Genomic DNA, 26179 nt, shown 5'->3' on the forward strand with positions numbered 1-26179 from the left:
AACAATAATTCAATTAATAACAATCTCTGCAACAAGGATTTTTAAGTTTTTTAATAAATGTAATTTTATCTTCAAAATAGCTTTCAATATTATCAAAAGATTGACTGTTTTAGTTTTAAGTATTCTTATATTTGAAGTTTAAAAATAGTTTTTTAAGCACTGTGCAAAGGTGTCTTTTAAATCTGTTATTCTCACAGACAATAAGAAATTAAAGTAATAATAATGAGAGAGCAAAATAAACGTAAAGAAGCCCTTATATACCACGCAAAACCAACACCTGGTAAAATTAAAGTTGTACCTACAAAAAAATATGCTACACAAAGAGATTTATCTCTAGCATATTCTCCAGGCGTTGCAGAACCTTGTTTAGAGATTGAAAAGGATAAAAATAATGCTTATAAATATACTTCTAAAGGAAATTTAGTTGCAGTAATTTCAAACGGAACTGCTGTTTTAGGCTTAGGAAATATTGGTCCGGAAGCTTCAAAACCAGTTATGGAAGGTAAAGGTTTACTTTTTAAAATATTTGCTGATATTGATGTTTTTGATATTGAAATAGATACAGAAGATGTTGATGCATTTATTGAAACCGTTAAAAACATTGCGCCAACGTTTGGAGGTATTAATCTTGAAGACATAAAAGCTCCAGAAGCATTTGAAATAGAAAGACGCTTAAAAGAAGAACTGGATATTCCAGTAATGCATGATGACCAACACGGAACTGCAATCATTTCCGCAGCAGCGTTAATAAATGCTATTGAGATTACCAATAGAAAAATTGAAGACACTAAAATTGTAATTAGCGGAGCAGGAGCTGCAGCTATTTCATGTTCGCGCTTATATCAAGCCTGTGGAGCCAAAAAAGAAAACATGGTAATGCTTGATAGTAAGGGGGTTATTAGAAAAGATAGAGAGAATTTATCTTCAGAAAAAGCAGAATTTGCAACCCATAGAAAAATAGATACTTTAGATGAAGCTATGGAAGGCGCCGATGTATTTATTGGTTTGTCTAAAGCCGATATTGTATCTCCAGAAATGCTATTGTCTATGGCTAAAGACCCTATAGTGTTTGCAATGGCTAACCCAAACCCAGAAATTAATTATGATTTAGCAGTTGCTACCAGAAAAGATATCATTATGGCAACAGGTCGTAGTGACCATCCTAATCAGGTTAATAACGTTTTAGGATTTCCTTTTATATTTAGAGGTGCTTTAGATGTAAGAGCTTCAAAAATAAATGAAGAAATGAAAATGGCAGCGGTTAAGGCTTTAGCAAAATTAGCCAAAGAGCCAGTACCAGAACAGGTTAATGTTGCTTATGGAGAAACAAAACTAGCTTTTGGAAAAGACTACATTATACCAAAACCATTTGATCCACGTTTAATTGCCGAAGTTCCTCCTGCAGTAGCAAAAGCTGCTATGGATACTGGGGTTGCTAAATCGCCAATAACAGATTGGGAAGACTATCAAGATGTTTTAAGAGAACGTTTGGGATCAGATAATAAAATGGTAAGGCTGCTTATAGACCGAGCAAAACAAAATCCTAAACGAGTAGTGTTTGCAGAGGCCGACCATTTAGATGTTTTAAAAGCTGCCCAAATAGTACATGAGGAAGGGATAGCTAAACCTATTTTGTTAGGAAGAAAAGAAACCATTGAAGGTCTTATGGCATCAATTGATTTTCATGACGATATACCTATTATTGATCCTAAAGCAGAAGAAGAAAACCCAAGAAAAGATAGATACGCAAAAGTGTATTGGGAAAACCGTAAAAGAAGAGGGGTTACTTATTATGCAGCACAAAGGCTTATGAGAGAGCGTAACTACTTTGCTGCTATGATGGTTAATGAAGGTGATGCCGATGCTTTAATTTCGGGATATTCTCGTAGTTATCCTACGGTAGTAAAACCAATGTTAGAGTTAATTGGTATGGCGCCTGGGGTTACAAGAGTAGCAACCACTAACTTAATGATGACTAAAAGAGGGCCTCTTTTCTTAAGTGATACATCCATCAATATAGATCCTAGTGCAAAAGATTTAGCAAAAATCGCACAAATGACTTCAAAAGTAATAAAGTTGTTTGGTTTAAACCCAGTACTAGCTATGGTAAGTTATTCAAATTTTGGGTCTTCAGAAAATGAAAAAGCCTCTAAAATTAGAGAAGCTGTAGCTTATTTACACAGACATTATCCAGATTTAAATGTTGATGGAGAGTTACAAACAGATTTTGCGTTAAATGATGAGATGCTTAGAGAAAAATTTCCATTTTCAAAATTGGTGGGTAAAAAGGTAAATTCATTAATTTTTCCAAATCTAGATGCTGCAAATATTACATACAAGCTTTTAAAAGAATTAGATGGAGCAGAATCTATTGGGCCTATAATGATGGGTATGGATAAGCCTGTACATATTTTACAATTAGGAGCCAGTGTAGATGAAATTGTTAACATTAGTGCAATTGCGGTAATAGATGCGCAAGAAAAAGAAAAGTTAGAAAAGGCTAATGCTAAAAAGAAGTAAAGCAATAAAAATAAATTTTATTACATTTGGTTGGTTAAGGGATTAGTATAAATGATAACACATATTCAAGGAAAACTTACTGAAAAAAATCCAACACATGTTGTCATTGATTGCAATGGGGTAGGTTACATGATTAATATTTCTCTACATACTTACTCTCAAATCCCTGACAATGAAAGTTTAAAGCTTTATACACATCTTCAAGTAAGAGAAGATGCTCACACACTTTATGGGTTTTCATCAATTGCAGAAAGAGAGATTTTTAGGTTGTTAATATCAGTAAGTGGTGTAGGGGCAAGTACAGCTCGTACCATGTTGTCTTCCTTAACTCCAAAACAAGTTAGAGAAGGTATAGCTAATAATGATGTAGCTTTAATTCAGTCTATTAAAGGAATTGGGGCAAAAACGGCACAACGAGTAATATTAGATTTAAAAGATAAAATCTTAAAGATCTATGATATTGATGAAGTTTCGGTTTCACAAGGCAATACCAATAAAGATGAAGCGTTATCTGCTTTAGAAGTGCTTGGTTTTACCAAAAAGCAAGCAGAGCGTGTTGTAGATAAAATTGTTGCTTCGCAACCAGAAGCAGATGTAGAAACCATAATTAAACAGGCCTTAAAAAATTTATAAAAATATTTTGAAGAGAACTAGCCTTAAATTTTATAAGTCGTTTAAACAATATACTTTTTTAGTTTTAGTGCTACTTAGCTCTATAGTTTCGTGGTCACAGCAAACACCCCAAGATTCAGTAAAAACAGGGTTTAGTAAAGGAACTATAAAATCTCCCAATCCTAATAGCGTTGAATCTAAATATACTTATGACCCCGTTACAGACCGATATATTTACACAGAAAAAATAGGAAGTTTTAATATAAATTATCCCATTATTTTAACTCCTAAAGAGTATTATGAGCTTGTTGCCAAAGAAAATATTAGAAGCTATTACAAAGAAAAAATAGATGCTTTTGAAGGGAAAAAAGTAGGTGAAGACGGCCAGAAAAATCTATTACCAGAATTTTATGTAAAGTCTGGGTTGTTTGAGTCTATTTTTGGAGGTAATACTATTGAAGTTATTCCACAAGGATCTGTAGAAATGGACTTAGGAGTGCTCTTTTCAAAACAAGATAACCCCGCATTTTCACCAAGAAACAGAAGTAATTTTACCTTTGATTTTGATCAACGAATCAATTTAAGTCTTCAAGGGAAAGTAGGAGAAAGACTGCAAGTAAATGCAAACTATGATACCCAAGCATCTTTTGATTTCCAAAATCTAATAAAGCTAGATTACACGCCAACAGAAGATGATATTATTCAAAAAATTGAAGTTGGTAATGTGAGTATGCCTTTAAATAGCTCATTAATTACAGGAGCTCAAAGTTTGTTTGGTGTAAAAGCACAACTACAGTTTGGTAAAACAACCGTTACAGGAGTATTTTCAGAGCAAAAATCTCAGGCAAATACAGTAGTATCTCAAGGAGGAGGCACTGTTGAAGAATTTGAGTTCTTTATTCAAGAATATGATGAAAACCGTCATTTCTTTTTAGCTCAATATTTTAAAGATACTTATGATACCTCGTTAAAAGATTACCCTTTTATAAACAATAAAGGACTTCAAATTACCCGAATAGAGGTATGGATAACCAACAGAAGCAACCAAACCGACGATGTTAGAAATATTGTAGCGCTTCAAGATATTGGAGAGTCTGATAATGTTGGGTCTGCGGTTAATATTTATGCAGCTCCAGGGGCATTTCCTGATAATAGCAATAATGCTTTTGACCCAACTAATATTGGTGGTAGCGGGTCTCAACTAACAACTGCTATAAGAGATATTTCTACTGTGCAAAGTGGTATTACAGTCTCAAATGTTAAAGAGGGTTATGACTATGCAAAACTAGAAAACGCTAGAAAGTTATCACCACAAGAATATGATTTAAATGAAGAGCTAGGTTATATATCATTAAACTCTCGTCTAAATAATGACGAAGTTTTAGCTGTAGCTTTTCAATATACTGTTGGTGGACAAGTTTATCAAGTAGGTGAGTTTGCAAATGATGGTGTAGATGCAACCGATGTAGATTCAAGTTCTGGTGAAGTTACAAATCAAAGTTTAGTTCTAAAACTATTAAAAAGTAGCATTACCAATGTAGATCAACCCGTTTGGGATTTGATGATGAAAAACATCTATGATACTGGTGCCTACAATTTAAGTCAAGACGATTTTACCTTAAATATATTCTATAATGAATCATCATTGTTAAATTATATTACGCCTGTTGGAGGTAGTTTTGATTTAGATATAAACGGAAATCCAGTTTCTGCATCAACATCAGAGGAAGATTTAATTGAAAACGTACCCTTATTAAGAGTTTTCAATTTAGATAAACTTAATTTTAATAATGACCCGCAAGCTAAAGGTGATGGCTTTTTTGATTATTATCCTGGTATAACCGTTATTCCAGATAACGGAAAAATAATATTTACAAGTGCAGAACCTTTCGGAGAATATTTATATAATGTTTTAGGGGGAGGAAATAACTATGAAGACAATACTTCATATAACGAAAACCAACAAAAGTATGTCTATGATATTCTTTATAAAGAAACAAAAACTGCTGCTCTAGAAGAGGTTGAAAAAAATAAATTTAAAATTAAAGGGCGTTATAAATCTACAGGAAGTGATGGTATTTCATTAGGAGCCTTTAACGTTCCAAGAGGGTCTGTTACGGTAACTGCTGGTGGCCGTGTTTTAGTAGAAGGTATAGATTACACGGTTAATTATCAATTAGGAACCGTTCAAATTTTAGACGAAGCTTTAAAAGCATCCAGCACACCAATTGAAGTTTCAACAGAAAACAATGCCGTTTTTGGGCAACAAACCAAACGCTTTACAGGGCTTAATATAGAACATAAGTTTAATGAAGATTTTGTTTTAGGAGCAACACTTTTAAACCTTAATGAGCGCCCAATAACCCAAAAAGCTAATTACGGAACGGAGCCCATTAATAATACCATTTTTGGTATAAACGGAAATTATGCTACCAAAGTACCATTTTTAACAAGGTTAGCTAATAAACTACCTAATATAGATACAGATGTAGAATCTAACCTTTCACTACGTGGTGAGTTTGCTTATTTAGCTCCTGGCTCACCCAAAGGAACAGACCTAAATGGTGAAGCAACATCTTATATTGACGATTTTGAAGGCACTCAAAACTCCATTGATTTAACCTCACAGCAATCATGGTTTTTATCAAGTAGACCAGTAGATTTAGATGGCGATGGTATTGAAGATCCTGAAAGCGATATAAGTGCAGGTATTCAAAATGGTTATGGTAGAGCTATGTTAAATTGGTACACCATAGACCCTATATTCTATAGTAGTCAAAGACCAAGTGATATCACAGACGACGATATGTCTAGCTTATATACCAGTAGAGTATTTATAAATGAATTGTTTCCAGACCAAGATTTAGTACAAGGTCAAAATTCAGTATTATATACTTTAGATTTGGCATATTATCCACAAGAAAGAGGTCCGTATAATTTTGATCCTAATGCTGCAGATGGTACAATTGATAATCCAAGTGAAAGTTGGGCAGGAATTACTAGAGCGTTAACATCTACAGATTTTGAACAACAAAATGTAGAATATATCGATTTTTGGGTGCAAGATCCGTTTCAAGAAAATCCAACCAATCCAGGAGGTAAGCTAGTATTTAACCTTGGTAATATTTCAGAAGATATTATTAAAGACGGTAAGAAACTTTATGAAAACGGATTGCCAGAAGATGGAGATGTAAGCTTGTTAACACCTACATCATGGGGAACTGTAACACCACAAAACCAATCATTAGTTTATGCTTTTGATACCACTGGAGATGAAAGAACAAATCAAGACGTTGGGTATGATGGTTATAATGATGTTGAAGAAGCTAATGTGTTTGGTTCTAATTTTGGGTCAGATCCAGCTAATGATAATTATATCTATTTCTTAGATACCGATGGTGGTATTTTTGAGCGTTATAAACATTACAATGGTGTAGAAGGTAACACACCAGATACTTTTTCAGATACTAGAAGAGCCGCCAATACCCAACCAGATGTAGAAGATATTAACCGAGATAACACAATGAATACCATTGATAGTTATTTTGAGTACGAACTAGATATTACAAGACAAAATTTACCAGAAACACAGGCGGAATTTGAAAACATTTCTAGTACCAATCCTTTAAAAGATTTCTTAAGAGATTATAAAGAAAGACCACGTACCTTACCCAATGGAGACTCTAAAACAGTAAGATGGTATCAATTTAGAATACCCGTTGAAGGGAGTCACGCAAGAGCTATAGGAGGTATAAGCGATTTAAGATCTGTTCGTTTTATGCGAATGTTTCTTAAAGAGTTTTCAGAAACAACCGTATTCCGTTTTGGTACTTTAGATTTAGTGAGAAGTGATTGGAGACGTTACACACAAGCCTTAGATGAAGATGATCCAACACCCGATGATCCTCAAACCGAATTTTCAGTAGGCGTAATAGGTACTTTAGAAAACGAAGGCAGTTATCAAAGCCCTCCTGATATAGAACCAGAAGAATTGTTTAACAACAATACTGTTATAGAGCAAAATGAACAATCTTTAGTAGTAAATGTATGTAATTTAGAAGCTGAAGATTCTAAAGCTGTTTATAAAAACATTAGCATAGACATGAGGCAGTTTAAGCGCTTAAGAATGTATATGCATGCTGATGATGATGAAGGTACGTTAAACGATAATGAGCTAGTTGGGTTCATAAGAATGGGTAATGATTTAACAGAGAATTTTTATCAAATAGAAATACCATTACAGGTATCAACCTCTACAACAAGAGAAGGGCTTTGGCCAGAGGCTAATGAAATTAATTTAGAAATTGAAAAATTAGGAGATATTAAATCACTTGGTATTTCAGATGGTTCATTGTCTAATGAAGATCCTACTTTTTATGATGTTGTTGGAGATGAACTAGTACCTGTTTCAAATCCGTATTCAGGTTATGTGTCTGGTCAGCACAGAATAGGTATTAAAGGAAATCCAAATTTTGGAGATGTAAGAACACTAATGGTTGGTGTAAAAAATGCTACCACAAGAAATGATGTTTGTGCTGAGGTTTGGTTTAATGAGTTGCGTTTATCTGATATGGATAACGAAGGAGGTTGGGCAGCAGTAGTAAGTATGGATACCAACATTGCAGATTTTGCAAGCATAAGCGCAACAGGAAGACAAAGTACTTCAGGTTTTGGCTCTATAGAACAAGGTCCAAGTGAGCGTAGTTTAGAAGATGTTAAACAATATGATGTTGTTACAAACGTACAAATAGGTCAGTTATTACCTAAAAAATGGGGTGTTCAAATTCCTTTTAATTATGCGCAAAGCGAAGAGTTAATAACACCAAAGTACGATGCATATTACGAAGATTTAACTTTAGAGTCTAGGTTAGAAGCTGCAAATAACGAACAAGAAAGAGAAACTATAAAAGAACAATCTGAAGATTACACAAAACGCCAAAGTATTAATTTTATAGGTGTAAGAAAAAACAGAACCACAGATAAAACACCACGTTTTTATGATGTTGAAAATGTAACCTTAAACTATTCTTATAATAAGGTTGAGCACAGAGATTTTGAAATTGAAAATTCAGTAAATAAAGCAGTTCGTGTAGGAGCAAATTATGCTTTCAACTTTAATCCTGTTAAAATAGAACCTTTTAAAAAGAACGATTCCTTGTTCACAGGAAAGTACTGGAAATTCTTAAAAGATTTTAATTTTAATCTACTGCCTTCTAGTTTTAGTGTCAATACAGATATTAATAGACAATTCAATAGACAAAAATATAGAAACGTTGAATTGAGTGATGACGATATTTCTGTAGAAGAGTTATTTAGAAGAAACTACACATTTGACTTTCAGTACACCATAAATTATAATTTAACAGATGCCTTACAATTAAACTTTAATGCAGCTAATAACAATATAGTTAGAAACTATTATAAGGACAACGATTTAATTGCAGGCGAACAAGATGAAACCTTAGATGTTTGGGATGGTTTGTTTGATTTTGGCGATCCTAACAGGCAAACACAAACCTTAGGATTAACATATCAATTGCCATTAAATAAAATACCAACCTTTAATTTTATTGATGCAAACTACCAATATACAGGAACTTTTAATTGGGAAAAAGGCTCAGATTTATATGGTGAAGTTATAGGAGAAGACATTAATTCTATTTCAAACTCTAATGTGCATGACCTAAATGCATCTTTAGATATGACCAGATTTTATAAGTATATAGGTTTGGTAAAAAAACCAATAAAAAGAGTTAGAAGTAGATCAACATCAGCAGGAAGCCCTCCAGGAACCAGTAATAACAAAAATAAGCCCAGACCAAAAATAAAAGACCAAACAACCACTAAAATATTAAATGCAGGTGTTGATATTTTAACCAGTATAAAAAGAATGCAGTTAAGATATTCTGAAAACAACGGAACGTATTTACCTGGTTATACTCAAACTCCTGGTTTTATTGGTACGCTTAGGCCAACAGTTGGTTTTACATTTGGTAGTCAAAGTGATATAAGATACCTAGCAGCAAAAAAAGGTTGGCTAACAGTTTTTGATGAGTTTAATCAGCAATACACAACTACCCACACCAAACAGCTAGATATTTCAGCAAGTTTAGAACCAATAAAAGATTTAAAAATTGATTTAGTTGGAAATAGAACCTATTATGAAAACTATTCAGAAAACTATACCGTTACCAATGGTATATATAACTCGTTAACACCAAACACCTTCGGTAATTTTAATATTTCTACAGTATTAATAAAAACAGCTTTTAGTAAAAGTGATGAAAATATATCTAAAACGTTTAATGAATTTAGAAGTAATAGATTAAAGGTAGCCGAAAGATTAGCAGAAGAGTTTTATGGCGAAGGCGTATTATACGCAAGAGATGATGATGGCTACCCCTTAGGTTTTGGTAAAACAAATCAAAAAGTATTATTACCAGCATTTTTAGCTGCCTATACAGGACAAGACGCAAACAAGGTTAAAACAGGAGCTTTTAGAGATATTCCTATTCCAAACTGGGATTTAAAATATTCTGGTTTTATGAAATTTGCATGGTTTAAAAAGCGTTTTAAACGTTTTTCGGTAACTCATGGCTACCGTTCAGCATACACTATTAATCAGTTTAATACAAACTTAAACTTAAATACAAATCCAGATGATAACGAAGCCCCAATACCTGGTTTAGAATATGCAAGTCAGCCATCAGAAGCCTTAGACCAATCAGGTAATTATAAAAATGAGCGTTTGTTTGGTGGTATTAATTTAACAGAATCTTTCAGCCCCTTAGTTAGAATTGATTTTGAAATGAAAAACTCTGTTAAAATATTAGCAGAAGTAGCCAAAGATAGAATGTTATCATTAAGCTTTGACAATAACTTGTTAACCGAAGTTCAAGGAAACGAATATACACTTGGTTTAGGCTACAGAATAAAAGATTTGCGTATTAAGTCTAAATTAGCGGGTCCTAAAAAAAGCGTTGTAAGTGATTTAGATATGAAAGCAGATATCTCAGTTAGAGATAATAAAACTATAATTAGATATTTAGATTTAGAGAATAATCAGGTTACTTCTGGGCAAACTATTTGGAGTTTAAAATATACCGCAGATTATGCTTTTAGTAAAAACCTAACAGGTATCTTTTACTTTGATTATGCCTTTTCAGAATACGCCATTTCAACAGCATTTCCTCAAACAACCATTAGGTCTGGTATAACACTTAGATATAATTTTGGAAATTAATAAATATCAGTTGAATTTATCAGTTTGAATAAATACATTTGTGTAAATAACTTAATTAGTAAAAAATGAATATTCCATCAGAATTAAAATACACCAAAGACCATGAATGGGTTAAAATAGAAGGTGATGTAGCAACAGTTGGTATTACAGATTTTGCGCAAAGCGAATTAGGAGATATTGTATATGTTGAAGTAGAAACCGTTGATGAAACACTAGATGCAGAAGAGGTTTTTGGTACCGTTGAAGCAGTAAAAACAGTATCAGATTTATTTTTACCACTCTCTGGAGAAATTATAGAATTTAATGAGGCTTTAGAAGATGAACCAGAAAATGTTAATTCAGACCCTTACGGAGATGGATGGATGATAAAAGTAAAGTGCTCAGACCTTTCAGAAGCTGATAGCCTTTTATCTGCCGATGATTACAAAGCCTTAATTGGTGCTTAAAAAAGCAACACTTTTAATAGCTATTGGTTATACCATATTTCTAACAATTGTTAGTTTAATAAGGCTTAATAACCTCCCAGATATTAAAGTTTCATTCGGAGATAAAATATTTCATTTTATAGCCTATGCAGTGTTAACCATATTGTGGTTTTATTCATTTTTGTTTTCATTTAAATTTAAGATGAAAAAAGCCCTTTTACTAGCAGCTCTATTATCAGTGATTTTTGGCATAATTATTGAGCTATTACAAGGTAGCATGACTGATTATAGAGCATTAGATATGTATGATGCCTTAGCAAATACATTAGGAGTATTACTAGCGTCACTGTTATTATGGGCAATAAAAAGTTTACATATTAAAAAATTATAAACTCTTGCTTTTTTGATAAATAAATAGTTATTTTAGCAATCTTGATAAACGTTTAAATTATGGAACCGAAAAAAAATTCTAAAGCAAATGTAGGACGTAACAGTTCTCTTTACTTCGCAATTGGTTTAGCATTAATGTTGTTTTTAACAAACTATGCAATCAATTATAAGACCTATGACAAAGAAGAAGTAGACATAGGTCAATTAAATATAGAAGAAGAAATTGAAGAAGAAATTCCAATCACAGAACAAATTCAAACACCACCACCTCCACCACCACCACCAGCAGCTCCAGAAGTAATTGAGATTGTTGAAGATGAAGTAGAGGTTGAAGAAACTGTTATAGAATCAACAGAAGTAGATCAAGAAACTGAGATTGTTGAAGTTGAGGATCTTGAACCAGTAGAAGAAGTTGAAGAAGATATTGATGTACCATTTGCTGTAATTGAAAACGTACCAGTTTTCCCAGGTTGCGAAAAAGGAAATAACAACCAGAAAAGAGCATGTATGTCTAAAAAGATATCTCAATTTGTAAATAAAAAATTTAATACAGAGTTAGCTAGTGACCTAGGTTTATCAGGAAGACAACGTATTAATGTAATATTTAAAATTGATAAAACAGGTGCTGTTACTGGTATTAGAGCAAGAGCACCACACCCAGGTTTAGAAAAGGAAGCTAAAAGAGTTATAGGTTTATTACCAAAAATGAAACCTGGTATGCAACGTGGTAAACCAGTAAACGTTCCATACTCGTTACCTATTATATTCCAAGTGCAAGATTAATTGAAAGCTAGTTGTTTTAACAACCTAGTATAAGCTTAATAAATTATATATAAAATCCCGTTACAAAATTTGTAACGGGATTTCTTTTTTGGTATGCTTATTGTGATTTTATCATAATATTAACGGATCAATCTCAAAAGTTGGGTCTAAAGAGAAAAATAATTTTCTTTGTACTTTAAATTATATTGATGAATAAAGACACTGAGTTATCCTTGTTAAGTTTAATATTACCAGAAGGAATATTAGAGTATTTTGATATTGTTGGATTCGATAAGAAGCCTATAAAGCATGTTTTATATGAGAACCGTCTAACGATATATTTGGAGGAGAAAAAACAAATACCATCTAAGTACAAGGATTGCAAGTATAAAGCCAGTGGCTTCATGGAGCCTCGAATAATCGAGGATTATCCCGTTCGAGACAATCTACTATCATTAAATCTTAAACGAAGGCGTTGGGACGTTCTACTTGATAAAAAGAGGATTAAAGTAAGTCGTGAATGGGATGAATTTATTGCACAGGGAACTCGAATATCAAAAGAGTTTGCTGCTTTTTTAAAAGAAATCGACTGATAATACTGCTCTGAGCAGCCAACAACTTGGGCGCCAGTATGGTATGTCCGGAAAAAGGCTTCAAAGACATTATAAGGATCACTTAAGTGATTTTAAGCAATGGGAGCATAAGAGTCATGCTAAACAGTGGCTTGTTTTCCCTGAAAACTTAGGTTCTTATTTATCCATTGATGAGACAGCGCTGTCCAAGGGAGAGCTCTATACCATCATTACCAATAAGAAGGCCAAAGGAAAGAAAGGGGCTTTAGTTGGGATATTCCACGGAACTAAAGTGGAGCCTATTATCGAACAACTCTTGAAGATCCCAGCAAAAAAGCGTGCTAAAGTGAAAGAGATTACCTTAGACATGGCTAACTCTATGAAAACAATCTCCACTAAATGTTTCCCGAAAGCCATCCAAGTAACAGACAGGTTCCATGTACAGAAGCTGGCAATAGAGGCGCTCCAAGATCTTCGTATCAAATACCGATGGGAAGCTTTGGATCAAGAAAATGAACAGATAAAGCTATCTAGAGCTGCCGACAAAGAATTTAAACCTGTAACTTTTTCTAATGGTGATAGCTCAAAACAACTCCTGGCCAGGAGTAGATATCTACTGTATAAATCCCCAGATAAATGGACTCCAAATCAGAAAGAGAGGGGACAGATATTGTTTAATGAATACCCAGAATTAAAGAAAGCTTATGGACTTGTTCAAGGCTTGAGGAATATTTTTAACCAAGCCATAGATATTAAAGTAGCTTACACCAAACTAGCCCACTGGTACAAAGATGTAGAGGAGTCAGGATTTAAGAGCTTCCAAACGGTAGCCAATAGTATTACTTTAAATTACCGCTCTGTACTCAACTATTTTATAAACAGAAGTACTAATGCTTCAGCTGAATCCTTTAATGCCAAAGTAAAGGCTTTTAGATCTCAATTTAGGGGAGTCAGGAATACGGAATACTTCTTATATCGCTTGATTAAATTATATTCTTAAAATGGTAAAAACCCAGATTTTGGACTTGATCCATATTAACATTTAAACTATAATTTATTATGAAATGAGTAATTCAAAAAATTAGTTGAAATTACCGGTAACAACTAGCTTTTTTGTTTACAAATTACATTTGACTTTAGTTTTCAATTAAATTAATAACAAATGAAAAATCAAAAACATTCTCACAGCCTCATTCGGCAAAATGAGCAAACTGTGAAAAAATCACAAAAGCATGATGCTAATTTACAAAAAAACTCCACCCTTTATTTTCAATTAGGGCTAATAGTATGCCTCCTAGTTATCTTTGGCTTGTTTGAAATGAAGTTTGAAACTAAAATTCCTCCTCAAGTTACTTATGATGTTGAATATGAAGATGACCTTTATGTATTTAATGATTTAGTAAAACCTAAAGAAGAGGTTAAAAAGAAAGAAGTTAAACGCAAAGAAAAAGTACATCAAAATCCTGTTAGTGGAGAAGAAGAGCCAATAAGTGAAGATATACCAGATATTTTTGAACCACCTACTAATGATACTCCCTTCAACCCAGATGCTTTACCAAATTTAGATAGCGAACCAGAGGATGACCCAATTGTTGATTTTGTTTTTATAGAAGAAGTACCAATTTACCCAGGATGCGAAAACAAGACAACTAATTTAGAAAGAAAAAAATGTATGTCTGATAAACTCTCTAAATTAATTAGAAAAAAATTTGATACATCAATAGGTGATGACTTAGGGTTGTCTGGTAGGCAAACAGTATTAACACAATTCACCATTGATACACAAGGCAATGTAATTGATGTTAAAACAAGAGCACCTCACCCAGAATTAACAAAGGAAGCTCAACGTGTTATTAATAAGGTGCCTAAAATGAAACCTGGTAAACAAAGAGATAAACCAGTAAAAGTTAGGTACACTTTGCCTATTATTTTTCAGGTTCAAAACTAAGCAAAAATAATTTTTCAAAACTTAAACCGTTATCAAATCAACCGATAGCGGTTTTTCTTTGTTCATGTTTTCTTAATGATTACTTAAAATGTGCTATCTTTCAACTTTAAATCAATTCTTAATCTTTTTCCATGATAAAACGCATTGTTCTATTCCTACTTTTAGTTCAATTTAATGGGTATGCACAAGACAAGTTTTTAAACGAAAAACCTCCTGTTTTCTCTAATTGTAGTGGTACAGAAATAGACTCATTGCAAATGTGTTTTGATAGAAATGTTTTTAATCATATTTATGAAAATTTTAAGGTACCACAAATTGTAATTAATGAGAATTATAAAGGCAGAATCACCGTATTGTTTGAGGTTGATAAAACCGGAAACTTTAAAGTAATTTATGTAGATGCTTTTTATAATGAATTAAAGGAAGAAGCAAAACGTGTTTTTAAACAGTTACCAAAAATAACCCCAGCAACTTATAACGGAAGACCTACATTTAAACAGTATTCTATTCCAATACAAATCCCTTTAGTTAAACAAACGCCTAACACTGCAGATTTACAAACCGAGAAAGAAGTTTCTAAGCTAGAAACAGCCGCTAAACAAGAGTTTGATAATGTTAAAAAAGGATTAGAACCCTATAGCAACAAGCGTTTTTCAAGTGAATTAAATATACAGTTTGTTCATAGCGATTATGCCAAATTTGATAGAGCTATAAATGTTATTGGAGCCAATAGTCATACTGCTTCTAAACCATTTTTGTATTCCGAAGTTTCAGAATATCATAATTTTGAAAAAGAATACGAAGACCTTAAAAAAGAATCCAAAACATGGGCAGGTAAAAAACTGTGGAATGAACATTTAGTGCAACTTCAAAGTAAAGATTACTGGTTTACTATAGATCCAGTCTTCGATTTGCAAGTAGGAAAAGATACTGATGCCGATTTTAATTCAACCTATAATAATACTCGTGGATTTGTAATTCAAGGTGGTTTAGGTAAAAAATTCAATTTCTATTCGGCAGTTTTTGAAAGTCAAGGGCGTTTTGCCGATTATGTAAACAGATACGCCGAAAGTTTAAAAGCTTTTGGTCCAGACCCCGCAATAATTCCTGGGCGTGGTATAGCAAAACGATTTAAAACAGATTCTTATGATTATCCTGTAGCCGAAGCATATTTATCATATTCACCAGCAAAATTTTTAAATATTCAATTTGGTCATGGTAAAAATTTTATAGGCGATGGTTATCGTTCACTGTTATTAAGTGATGTTGCTAGTCCGCATCCATTTTTAAAATTAAACACCAAATTCTGGAAATTAAAGTACACTAATACCTTTATGTGGTTGAAAGATGTTCGGGATGAAGTTGTAGAAGATAAAGCCTTTTTAACAAAATATGTTGCCAACCATTATTTAAGTTGGAATGTTTTTAAACGTTTTAATTTAGGATTGTTTGAATCGGTACTTTGGACTAACAGTAACGATAGAGGTTTTGATGTTAACTACCTCAATCCTATCATTTTTTACAGAGCCATTGAGTTTGAAACTGGGCAAGGTGCAGGAAATGCTTTGTTGGGAGCTTCGGCTAAATACAAATTTACCGATAATATTAATGCTTACGGACAATTTATTTTAGATGAATTTTCGCTAAGCGATATAAAAGGTGGTGAAAAAAGTTGGAAAAATAAATACGGCTATCAATTAGGTCTAAAGTACTATAATGCATTTAAAGTTGATAATTTATTGCTACAGGTAGAGTATAACCGCGTGCGTCCATACACCTACTCACATAATACTATAGTTTTAAATTACGGGCACAATAACCAGTCTTTAGCACATTTATGGGGCGCTAATTTTAGTGAGTTTATTTTAATTGGACGTTATAAATTAGACAGATGGTTTGCCGATGCTAAATTTATATTTGGAAATAGAGGACTTGATTATAATGATGGAACCGATGGCTATAGTTATGGTGGCGATATTTATAGAGATTATAACGACCGACCCTTTGATACAGGTGTTGAAGTAGGGCAAGGCATAAAAACCAAATCATTTTATGCCAATTTACAAGCAGGCTACTTAATTAATCCAGCATCTAATTTGAAAATATTTACCGATATTACCGTTAGAAATTTCAACCCAAGCGCAACCACAACTACAACTTTTGACAATAATACTCTGTGGTTTAATTTTGGACTGAGAACAGATTTATTTAATTGGTATTTTGATTTTTAGGCAATATGCCTTGGTTAAAAATCAGGGAAATCAATGCATTTGCATTTTCAACCAAGGCATAGACTAATACCTTTTTATCCTTTGTTTGTAAAAATGTAGCCTTAAATAATTAACAAGCATTACTAGTAGACCAAAGACTGCCACAAAGCCAGAGTGTATGGCATTAAGTATGATAAAGTCTTTGCTAGCACCACTAAGGATAGCAAACCAAAAAAAAGGACAAAACACGCCTATTAGCACAATATTTCTACCTGTTTTTATATTTTTACTTAATGATATTGCCTTGGAACTTGATGCTTTCTGTTTAGCTGAATTTGGTTTTACAACATTTACACATTTTTTACCTAATAAAGTGTAAGGGCAAGCTTTAACAACCGATTTTATAAAACTGGTGATATTTCCCATGGTTTGGTGTTTAAAAGAACAAGTAAAAAATAAAGCCTCCTACAATAGCCATTACCATTACCGAAATAACAAAGGCAATAATTGCTTTAGGTTTTAGCATAGAAGAGATGATTGCTATTTCTGGCAAACTGGCTCCAGTACCTCCAATAATCAATGCCATGGCTGCTCCCATACTCATTCCTTTTACAATAAGTGCTTTTAATATGGGAATAGCCATTTCTATTCGTAAGTATAACGGTACACCTATAACGGCAGCAATTGGGATGGCCAAAGGGCTATCATTTCCTAGGTGTTTTTGCACCCAAGCGTCTGGTACAAACACTGCCGATACAGCACTAATTACTGCACCTAGCAGAACATAAGGTAAAATACGTTTAAACAGTGCCCATCCAAAAGTTAGGGCTTCTTTGAGTTTGTTATTAGAAGCCGCAACCTGCCCACAAGTATTGGTTGGTGTCTCTGTTGTTCCGCAAGTGTTTGGAGTGCTTCCACAAACGTTGGAAGGTTGGGGCGCTTCCGAACAGCTGGTTGTTTGTTGTGATGAGCAACTAGCGTTGGATGTTTTCTTATCGAAACTAATTCTTTTTACTTCGTTTTTAATGGAAGTCTTTCCAACAAGTGTTCCAAAAAGAATGGCGCCTATAAAGACAATAAGGAAGTAAACCAAGGCCACTTTCCAGCCAAAGACGCCTAAAATAAAACCAACCACCACAAAATTGGCTAATGGAGCCGAAAGCAAAAAGGAAAAAACCATAGCAAAAGGTGCGCCCATTTCTACCATGCCCATAGATACGGGAACCATTGAGGCACTACAAAATGGTGTGGGTATACCTAATAGGGCTCCCATTAGTCCGCCATACTTACCTGTTTTCGATAATCGTTTTTGTAGTTTGTCTTGTGGAATGTATGCCCTTATTAGCCCTGTAACAACAGATACCAATGCAATTACTATTACTAAAACAAGACCCACGTGAATAAATTCCTCTAATGCTAAATTTAATTTTTCGTTCATGATATGTAATTTAATTATTTTTATTATATGCGTAAAAACGCATATGTTAAGACAAAAAAATATATTTTGTTTTGGCTTATTCGTTAAACTGCTTATCTCGTTTTGCCAATAACGATTTGCAGGTGTTTATTTCTTTTGTCATATACAATTCTGGTATGGATTTTATGGTTTCTTTTATTAATTGTTCAAAGTCGGTTTTCATGGGGCTTAGGTAATAAAACACCCATTTGCCTTCTTTTACCTCTTCAATTAGATGAGCTTTTTTTAATATTTTTAAATGGCGCGATACGTTATATTGATACACATCTAAGACCTCCACTATTTCAGACACGCATATTTTTTCGTTAATATTGATAAGCAACCAGATGATTTTTAATCGGGTCTTATCTGATAAAGCTTTAAATATTTTTAAGTAATCATCCATAATTAAGTATTAATTCATATGTGTTATTTTGCATATGATTAACAACTGCAAATTTATAATTTATTTTTAAATGAAAAAATGCTTGTTTTAAGAAAGAAGTAAGGAAGGAAATCTTGTATTTGTCAAGCTGGTGCCGCTTAGAATATTGAGAGGTGCATTTGAGATTGCTTGTCTAGGAAAAACTAGTAGAGAAAGCCCTAATTCTAGAGTAGCGTCTAAGCTAAATTTTAATTTCAATTTAAAACCTATTGCTAAAATACTTTAATAGAGTATCTTTGCACTCGCAAAACACAATAGAGCATTGGCTAGGTCTAAATCTTCGGTAGCATCCCCTTCAATAATTTCAGATTTCAAAGAAATCACTAAAATGCGTTTGTCATTAAGTGTTGTGTTTTCATCGCTTGCAGGTTATTTGTTGGGTGTTGAAACTATAGATATTAAAACACTTATTTTATTAGCCTTAGGAGGTTATTTTATGGTAGGTGCTTCAAACGGGTTTAATCAAATAATAGAGAAAGATTTAGATGCTTTAATGAAACGTACCAAAAACAGACCCATTCCAGCAGGAAGAATATCTGTTACTTCGGCCTTTATTATTGCTTCAATTTTTACCCTTTTAGGGATTATTATTCTATATACTATTAATAAGCAAACAGCTATGTTTGGTGCTGTATCTATATTTTTATACGCTTGTGTATACACACCACTTAAAACAATGACACCAATAGCTGTTTTTGTTGGGGCTATACCAGGTGCTATTCCTTTTATGTTAGGTTGGGTAGCAGCAACAAATAATTTTGGTATAGAACCAGGAACGCTTTTTGCCTTACAATTTTTTTGGCAATTTCCGCACTTTTGGGCTATAGGTTGGTTTTTGTATGATGATTACGAAAAAGCAGGATTTAAAATGCTTCCTACGGGTAAAAGAGATAAAGGTACTGCAGTACAAACTATTATGTATACTATTTGGACTATTATAGTGTCTATTATCCCAGTATTTGGTTTTACAGGTAAATTACACTTATCTATTGTTGCTGCTATAATAGTTTTTGCACTTGGTTTAGTGATGCTAAATTTTGCAATTAGATTATTTAAAGAAATGACCGCAAAAGCTGCAAGACAGTTAATGCTTGCTAGCGTATTATATATCACGCTCATTCAAATAGTGTACGTAGTAGATAAATTTTTAACATAACTATGGATTTAACCCAAGGAACACCAAACGAAAAAAAAGCTAGAGCCAAAAAAATGATGCTTTGGTTTGGCATCATTTCATTAATCATGTCTTTTATGGGGTGGACAAGCGCTTTTATTGTAAGTAGCTCCAGACCAGATTGGTTAAAAGATTTTGTATTACCAGACGCGTTTATTATTAGTACCATTATAATTGTAATTAGTAGTTTAACTTTTATAATGGCTAAAAAAGCTTTAAAACAAAGCAATAGACAAAGCACAACGCTTTGGTTGTTAATAACACTTGCTTTAGGAATTACCTTTATAGTTTTTCAGTTTAGAGGATTTCAACAAATCATAGATTTAGGTTATAATTTTACAGGACCAACCAGTAATGTAACCATGTCTTACATCTATTTAATAGCCATTGTGCATATTTTACATGTAATTGCAGGTTTAATTTGTTTGCTAGTGGTAATTTATAATCATTTTAAACAAAAGTATGATGCACAAAATTTACTTGGGTTTGAATTAGCTGCTACCTTTTGGCATTTTATAGATATTCTGTGGGTTTATCTCTTCTTATTCCTATATTTTGTAAGGTAACATATTGATATTTTAATAGAAATATATACGTGTTTTTATAAATTTCAGAAACTGATATTTATCATTGTTTAAAATTTAAAGGTTATATTTCGTTAGATAAATAAAATGATTATTTTTGTGCAACTTTTAAATAACAACCATTATATATGAGTACTACAGTTGTAAATGCTGAAGCAGAAGGAAAAACTTGGGCAGGCGGTAATGAACCGTTAAAAGCAAGTTACGGTAAAATGATGATGTGGTTTTTCATCGTTTCAGATGCATTAACTTTTTCAGGCTTTTTAGCAGCCTACGGATTTTCAAGATTCAAGTTTATAGATTCATGGCCAATTGCCGATGAGGTGTTTACGCACGTACCATTTCTGCATGGTCAAGAATTACCAATGATATATGTAGCATTTATGACCTTCGTGCTTATTATGTCATCGGTAACTATGGTTTTAGCGGTAGATGCTGGTCATCATTTAAATAAAGCTAAAGTTACTTTATATATGTTTTTAACCATCATTGGTGGTTTAATTTTCGTTGGTTCTCAGGCTTGGGAATGGGCTACTTTTATTAAAGGAGACTATGGAGCTATTCAAACAAAAGGTGGTAATATTTTACAATTTGTAGATACAGAAGGGCATAGAGTTGCTCTAAGAGATTTTGCCATAGCAGATACACATGCCGAAAGAACTCAGCAAGAAAGAAAGAATGGATTATGGTTTGTTTCTGAAGATGCATTACCAACCTATACTGTTGAAGAAGTAATTCGCGGTTTAGAAGCTAATGATAATATATTAGTAAGAACACAAATATTAAATGAAGAAGGGCAAAAAACTGTGTTGTCTAGAGCAGAGTCTTTAAAACAAATTAAAACTAATGGTGTGGCAGTTGTTGAAGGAGCTAACCTTCATGTTAATGAATATGGCTCGCCATTATTTGCAGATTTCTTCTTCTTTATTACAGGTTTTCACGGATTCCACGTATTTTCAGGTGTGGTTATCAATATCATCATTTTCTTTAATGTGGTATTGGGAACTTACGAAAGACGTAAGAGTTACGAAATGGTTGAAAAAGTGGGGTTATACTGGCACTTTGTAGATTTAGTTTGGGTATTTGTATTTACTTTCTTCTACCTAGTTTAATTCATCAAAATAAGATTAAATAAAAAATGGCACACGCACATAATTTAGCAATATTAAGAGGACTAATAAAATTTAAAAGCAATACTCAAAAAATTTGGGGAGTTTTAATTTTATTATCTGTTGTAACAGCAATAGAAGTTGGTTTAGGAATTGTAAAACCAGAATGGTCTATGGCAAAAGTTTTAGGAATGAAACTTTTAAACTGGATATTCATCATCCTCACCATAGTAAAAGCGTATTATATTACATGGGATTTCATGCACATGCGCGATGAAACAAAAGGTTTAAGACGCGCTGTTGTATGGACAGGTATTTTCTTAATACTTTATTTAATTTTCATCTTGTTACAAGAAGGTAGCTATATTTTTGATGTATACAGAGATGGATATATTAAAAGAGATTTTTAATTAAGCAATTAAATACTAAAATATAAGTTAAGAAGGTGGTTTATAAGAACCACCTTTTTTATTTTTGTGTAATTTATTTACAGTAAAAACAAAATGGATTTAAAAAAAGTTGGCCGATATGTTATTTTAGGAGTTTTATTCTTCCTGCCTGTAACGTTTTTGTTAATGTTATATCCGGCTACCCACAATTATAATCCGTTAGATATTGTAAAGGAAAATGTTTTAGAATTAAAACAATTTTCAGTTAATAACGGGGAACCAGTTGTACTTAAAAATCAAATAACAGTTTTAGGATTTTTAGGCGCTAATCCTATGAGCCATTCTACAGCAGCTTCAAATTTAAAGGAATTAGTATACGATAAGTTTAAAGGGTTTAAAAAATTTCAAATAGTAATAGTAGTTCCTAAAGGTTCCGAAGAAATAGCAGAAAAATTAAAGCAAGAAATAAGTCAGTATGAAGATTTAAAATTCTGGCATTTTGTGTATGGAGAACCAGAAGCTATCCATAAATTATATACAAGTTTAAAATCTAATAACTCTTTAGATACTACTCTAGCAACTAATGATGTTTTTATAATTGATAAAGAATTAAATCAGCGTGGGCGTATTGATGACAGAACCGATAATGAATTAGAAAAAAACAAACCAATTTACGGGTTAAATGCCTATAACTGCATTGAAGTAGCAACCATAAAAAACAAAATGAGTGAAGATATGCGTATTCTATTCACAGAATACAGACAGAAACGAAAAGGTGAATTCAATTCTGATATTAGACGTGCTAACGATTTAAAAGTGGAAAAAATTAATTGATAAAATGAGCAAAAAAACAAACTATTCATACATAGGCATTGCCTTTATTATTCTAGTTTTCGGAATCATTTTTGTGCCCAAAATTGTAGATAGAATTACAAAAGGTGATGTAACTAGGCAAGAAAGTAGAACCGATTATGCTAATGAGAAAACCACAAAAGTATCAGATTTGGTTTTTATACCAGGAGTAAATGGCAATAAAAAAGTGCCAGAATTCAGTTTTACCAATCAAGACGGGAAAACAATTACCAATAAAGATTATGAAGGTAAAGTATATGTTATAGAATTCTTTTTTACAACTTGTCCTACTATTTGCCCAAGAATGAATCAGAATTTAGTTAAAATTCAAAATGAATTTAAAGACTTTGAAAATTTTGGAGTAGCATCATTCACCATAAACCCAGAACACGATACACCCGAAGTTCTTAAAGCATATGCCAAAGCTTATGGTATCACAAATTCTAACTGGAATTTATTAACTGGAGAAAAAGATGCTATTTATAAATTAGCAAATGAAGGGTTTTACATTTATGCTGCCGAAAATAAAAATGTAGAGGGCGGTTTTGAACATTCTGGTAATTTTGCATTAATTGATAAAAATGGGTTTATTCGTTCTAGAAAAGATGAAGCAGGAAATCCTATTATTTATTATGAAGGAATAACCTCAGAGGAAGAGCAAGTTAATGACGAGGGGCAAAAAGAACAAATAAGCGATTTAAAAGAAGATATAAAAAAACTACTTAATGAGTAATTTAGAGAACGCAACCAACGATAAAAAATATAATAAACTAATAGTTGTATTATCAGTTGTAATTCCATTAGCTGTTGCTGCTCTTTTTGGAATTAAAATAGATTATGAAATGCCTGTTTTCTTGCCACCAATTTACGCATGTATTAATGCAGTAACCGCATTGGTTTTGGTGTTGGCATTTATTGCAATTCAAAAGAAAAAAATAAAATTACATGAACGCTTAATGAAGTTCGCTATTATACTTTCAGCGCTTTTTTTACTAATGTATGTAGCTTACCACATGACAAGCGATTCTACTAAGTTTGGAGGTGATGGTTTTATAAAATATTTTTATTATTTTATTCTTATTACTCACATTGTTATGTCTGTAGCAGTTATTCCGTTTGTGCTAATTACCTATGTAAGGGCTATTACAAATAATATTGAAAGGCATAAAAAAATAGCAAAAATCACATTTCCGTTGTGGCTTTATGTAGCTATTACTGGTGTTGTGGTTTATATAATGATTTCACCATATTATTAAAATGAAGCGTATTATACTATTCTTTCTTTTTGTTTTCATCTTTTTTCTAGATGCAGAAGCTCAATGCGCTATGTGTAGAGCAGTTTTAGAAAGTGAGGAAACCCAAAGTGCTGCCGAGGGAATTAACGATGGTATTGTGTACTTAATGGCTATACCATATATACTTGTGGGAGGTATTATTTTTTTTATTTACAAAAAATACGGAACATTAAAAAAATAATGTAAATTTTTAGTGTTTTTCTGTAACATTTCTTTGTGTAAATAGTCTAATTTTTAAGTCGGTTAGACTTGCATATACCAAAACAAATGTTAGAAATAAAAGAATTACACAAATCCTATCCAATAGGAGATTCTCAACTGCATGTTTTAAAAGGAATAAACCTATCTGTTGAAGAAGGCGAAATGGTAGCAATCATGGGGTCTTCTGGTTCAGGAAAATCTACATTGCTTAATATAATTGGCATGTTAGATCAAGCAGATTCAGGAGAATATATTCTTGATGGGTTGCCAATTAAAAATCTCACAGAAAAAAAAGCAGCCGTTTATAGAAATAAGTTTTTAGGATTTATTTTTCAATCATTCAATCTTATTAATTACAAGAACGCTCTAGAAAATGTAGCATTACCATTGTATTATCAAGGTGTGAAACGTAAAGAAAGACAAGAGTTGGCTCTCTATCATTTAGATAAAGTTGGGTTGGCAGATTGGGCGCACCATTTACCAAAAGAACTCTCTGGAGGTCAAAACCAACGTGTAGCCATAGCCAGAGCATTAGCTGCAAATCCAAAACTATTATTAGCAGATGAACCCACGGGTGCATTAGATACTAAAACATCTTATGAAATAATGGCGTTTATACAGCAGTTAAATGATGAAGGTAAAACCATATTAATGGTAACCCATGAAGAAGATATTGCTAATATGTGTAAGCGCATTGTTCGCTTAAGAGATGGTGTAATTATGGAAGACAAAAAAGTAACCCAAGTAAGAGCCAACCAACATGTTTGATTTAGACCTTTGGAGGGAAATATTTCAAAGTATTAATAAAAACAGAACCAGGAGCCTACTATCTGGTTTTACTGTGGCATTTGCTATACTTTTATTTACCATATTATTTGGTATAGCCAATGGGTTAAATAATACCTTTAAAGAAGCCTTTGGTACAGATGCCAAAAATTCTATAGTTATTTATCCTGGAAGAACAAGTAAAGCTCATAAAGGACTTCAGGCAGGCAGACGTATTCAATTTAAAAATGAAGATTACAATTATATATTAGATGAATACAATGATAAAATACAGTATATAACCTCTAAAGTAAATAGAAGTGTAACAGCTTCTTATAAAAATGAAAAAAATAATTATCAGGTTAGAGCTGTACACCCAGAATATATGTTTATTGAAAATAATCAAATTAAATATGGACGTTACATTAACCAAAATGATATTATAAATAAAGCAAAAGTTGCGGTTATAGGTAAGGTTGTTGAAGATGATTTATTTTTAAAAACAAACCCCATAGGTAAGTACATTAATTTAAGCGGTATTCAGTATAAAGTTATTGGAGTTTTTACAGATGATGAAGGCTATAATGAAGAAAATGTTATTTATACACCAATATCAACAGCGCAAAAAATTTATGGTAATAATGATTACATAGATTTTATGCACTTAACCTTCAGCCCTAAGTTAAATTATAATCAGGCAATTGCTTTTGGTAATGAAATAACCAAAGATTTAAAAGAAAGATTTGATGTAGCAAAAAGTGATCAAAGAGCCATTAGGGTTCAAAATATGGCATTAGCATCAAAAAATATAGAACAATTCAATTTTGTATTAGGAGCCATTATATTAGTAATAGGCTTTGGTACTCTTATAGCTGGTATTGTAGGTATTAGCAATATTATGATTTTTATAGTTAAAGAACGAACTAAAGAAATTGGAATAAGAAAGGCTTTAGGAGCAACACCAAAATCAATTGTTTCTATTATTTTAATAGAGTGTATTATTATAACAGCTATTGCAGGTTATATAGGTTTATTAATAGGTGTAGGAGTTTTAGAATTAGCTACACCAGCTTTAAAAACCTATTTTATTAAAGACCCAGGAGTTAGTACAGGCTTAATAATAGGGGCTACTATAGTTTTAATATTAGCCGGAAGTATTGCAGGTTATTTTCCTGCTAAAAAAGCTTCTAAAATAAAACCCATTGTAGCATTAAGGAATGATTAAAA

At 32.5% G+C, this 26179-nt stretch carries 23 protein-coding genes; 20 read left to right on the forward strand and 3 right to left on the reverse strand.

Annotation, left to right across the window (positions count from 1 at the left end; translation table 11 throughout):
- The first annotated feature begins 222 nt into the window (after nucleotides 1-222).
- From BWZ22_RS08330 to BWZ22_RS08375, 10 genes are all read left to right on the forward strand, one after another.
- The gene (locus tag BWZ22_RS08330; RefSeq protein WP_076699280.1) at nucleotides 223-2520 is read left to right on the forward strand and encodes an NADP-dependent malic enzyme; all 2298 of its coding nucleotides are present in this window, start codon (nucleotides 223-225) and stop codon (nucleotides 2518-2520) included.
- Between the two features lie 51 nt (nucleotides 2521-2571).
- Entirely contained in the window at nucleotides 2572-3153 is a 582-nt protein-coding gene (ruvA, locus tag BWZ22_RS08335; RefSeq protein WP_076699282.1) for a Holliday junction branch migration protein RuvA, read from the forward strand.
- 7 nt (nucleotides 3154-3160) lie between these two features.
- On the forward strand, nucleotides 3161-10375 hold the full coding sequence (sprA, locus tag BWZ22_RS08340) for a cell surface protein SprA (RefSeq protein WP_076699283.1): 7215 nt from the start codon (nucleotides 3161-3163) through the stop codon (nucleotides 10373-10375).
- A 65-nt stretch (nucleotides 10376-10440) separates the two neighbouring features.
- Nucleotides 10441-10821, forward strand: coding sequence for a glycine cleavage system protein GcvH (gene gcvH / locus BWZ22_RS08345; protein ID WP_076699285.1), 381 nt, complete (start codon nucleotides 10441-10443; stop codon nucleotides 10819-10821).
- Nucleotides 10814-11191 (forward strand): VanZ family protein, encoded by a 378-nt coding sequence (locus BWZ22_RS08350; protein WP_198027663.1) that lies wholly within the window; start codon nucleotides 10814-10816, stop codon nucleotides 11189-11191. Before gcvH ends, BWZ22_RS08350 begins: the two co-directional genes overlap by 8 nt.
- Before the next feature lie 59 nt (nucleotides 11192-11250).
- Nucleotides 11251-11973 (forward strand): energy transducer TonB, encoded by a 723-nt coding sequence (locus tag BWZ22_RS08355; RefSeq protein WP_076699286.1) that lies wholly within the window; start codon nucleotides 11251-11253, stop codon nucleotides 11971-11973.
- A gap of 188 nt (nucleotides 11974-12161) precedes the next feature.
- Nucleotides 12162-12545: a hypothetical protein gene (locus tag BWZ22_RS08360; RefSeq protein ID WP_076697215.1), complete on the forward strand. Its 384-nt coding sequence runs from the start codon at nucleotides 12162-12164 to the stop codon at nucleotides 12543-12545.
- Between the two features lie 43 nt (nucleotides 12546-12588).
- Nucleotides 12589-13524, forward strand: a complete 936-nt coding sequence (locus BWZ22_RS08365; RefSeq protein ID WP_076697213.1) for a transposase — start codon at nucleotides 12589-12591, stop codon at nucleotides 13522-13524.
- 162 nt (nucleotides 13525-13686) lie between these two features.
- Nucleotides 13687-14472, forward strand: a complete 786-nt coding sequence (locus tag BWZ22_RS08370) for an energy transducer TonB (RefSeq protein ID WP_076699288.1) — start codon at nucleotides 13687-13689, stop codon at nucleotides 14470-14472.
- A 131-nt stretch (nucleotides 14473-14603) separates the two neighbouring features.
- Nucleotides 14604-16703, forward strand: a complete 2100-nt coding sequence (locus BWZ22_RS08375) for a gliding motility protein RemB (protein WP_076699289.1) — start codon at nucleotides 14604-14606, stop codon at nucleotides 16701-16703.
- A 63-nt stretch (nucleotides 16704-16766) separates the two neighbouring features.
- On the opposite strand, the gene BWZ22_RS08380 is transcribed toward BWZ22_RS08375, so the two are convergent.
- From BWZ22_RS08380 to BWZ22_RS08390, 3 genes are all read right to left on the reverse strand, one after another.
- A complete protein-coding gene (locus BWZ22_RS08380; protein WP_076699291.1) occupies nucleotides 16767-17108 on the reverse strand; it encodes a hypothetical protein in 342 nt (113 codons plus the stop codon).
- A gap of 10 nt (nucleotides 17109-17118) precedes the next feature.
- Complete coding sequence (locus BWZ22_RS08385; RefSeq protein WP_076699292.1) at nucleotides 17119-18120, reverse strand: permease; 1002 nt, start codon at nucleotides 18118-18120, stop codon at nucleotides 17119-17121.
- Between the two features lie 76 nt (nucleotides 18121-18196).
- Nucleotides 18197-18544 (reverse strand): helix-turn-helix transcriptional regulator, encoded by a 348-nt coding sequence (locus BWZ22_RS08390; RefSeq protein WP_076699294.1) that lies wholly within the window; start codon nucleotides 18542-18544, stop codon nucleotides 18197-18199.
- A gap of 367 nt (nucleotides 18545-18911) precedes the next feature.
- Here BWZ22_RS08390 and cyoE point away from each other — a divergent pair, with 367 nt between their 5' ends.
- The 10 genes from cyoE (at nucleotide 18912) to BWZ22_RS08440 (ending at nucleotide 26177) form a co-directional block, all read left to right on the forward strand.
- Nucleotides 18912-19739: a heme o synthase gene (gene cyoE / locus BWZ22_RS08395; protein WP_371326825.1), complete on the forward strand. Its 828-nt coding sequence runs from the start codon at nucleotides 18912-18914 to the stop codon at nucleotides 19737-19739.
- 2 nt (nucleotides 19740-19741) lie between these two features.
- Nucleotides 19742-20323: a cytochrome c oxidase subunit 3 gene (locus BWZ22_RS08400; RefSeq protein ID WP_076699297.1), complete on the forward strand. Its 582-nt coding sequence runs from the start codon at nucleotides 19742-19744 to the stop codon at nucleotides 20321-20323.
- 146 nt (nucleotides 20324-20469) lie between these two features.
- On the forward strand, nucleotides 20470-21453 hold the full coding sequence (locus BWZ22_RS08405) for a cytochrome c oxidase subunit 3 (protein ID WP_076699298.1): 984 nt from the start codon (nucleotides 20470-20472) through the stop codon (nucleotides 21451-21453).
- A gap of 26 nt (nucleotides 21454-21479) precedes the next feature.
- Nucleotides 21480-21860, forward strand: a complete 381-nt coding sequence (locus tag BWZ22_RS08410; RefSeq protein ID WP_076699300.1) for a cytochrome C oxidase subunit IV family protein — start codon at nucleotides 21480-21482, stop codon at nucleotides 21858-21860.
- Between the two features lie 93 nt (nucleotides 21861-21953).
- The gene (locus BWZ22_RS08415; protein WP_076699301.1) at nucleotides 21954-22673 is read left to right on the forward strand and encodes a hypothetical protein; all 720 of its coding nucleotides are present in this window, start codon (nucleotides 21954-21956) and stop codon (nucleotides 22671-22673) included.
- 4 nt (nucleotides 22674-22677) lie between these two features.
- Nucleotides 22678-23424 (forward strand): SCO family protein, encoded by a 747-nt coding sequence (locus BWZ22_RS08420; RefSeq protein WP_076699303.1) that lies wholly within the window; start codon nucleotides 22678-22680, stop codon nucleotides 23422-23424.
- The gene (locus tag BWZ22_RS08425; protein ID WP_076699304.1) at nucleotides 23417-23947 is read left to right on the forward strand and encodes a DUF420 domain-containing protein; all 531 of its coding nucleotides are present in this window, start codon (nucleotides 23417-23419) and stop codon (nucleotides 23945-23947) included. The genes BWZ22_RS08420 and BWZ22_RS08425 overlap by 8 nt, the downstream gene beginning before the upstream one ends.
- A 1-nt stretch (nucleotide 23948) precedes the next feature.
- A complete protein-coding gene (locus BWZ22_RS08430) occupies nucleotides 23949-24167 on the forward strand; it encodes a hypothetical protein (protein WP_198027664.1) in 219 nt (72 codons plus the stop codon).
- Between the two features lie 86 nt (nucleotides 24168-24253).
- Nucleotides 24254-24955: an ABC transporter ATP-binding protein gene (locus tag BWZ22_RS08435; RefSeq protein WP_076699307.1), complete on the forward strand. Its 702-nt coding sequence runs from the start codon at nucleotides 24254-24256 to the stop codon at nucleotides 24953-24955.
- Nucleotides 24948-26177, forward strand: a complete 1230-nt coding sequence (locus BWZ22_RS08440; protein ID WP_076699309.1) for an ABC transporter permease — start codon at nucleotides 24948-24950, stop codon at nucleotides 26175-26177. Before BWZ22_RS08435 ends, BWZ22_RS08440 begins: the two co-directional genes overlap by 8 nt.
- Nucleotides 26178-26179: the final 2 nt, after the last annotated feature.

It is taken from the genome of Seonamhaeicola sp. S2-3 (assembly GCF_001971785.1).
Taxonomy (GTDB): Bacteria; Bacteroidota; Bacteroidia; order Flavobacteriales; family Flavobacteriaceae; genus Seonamhaeicola.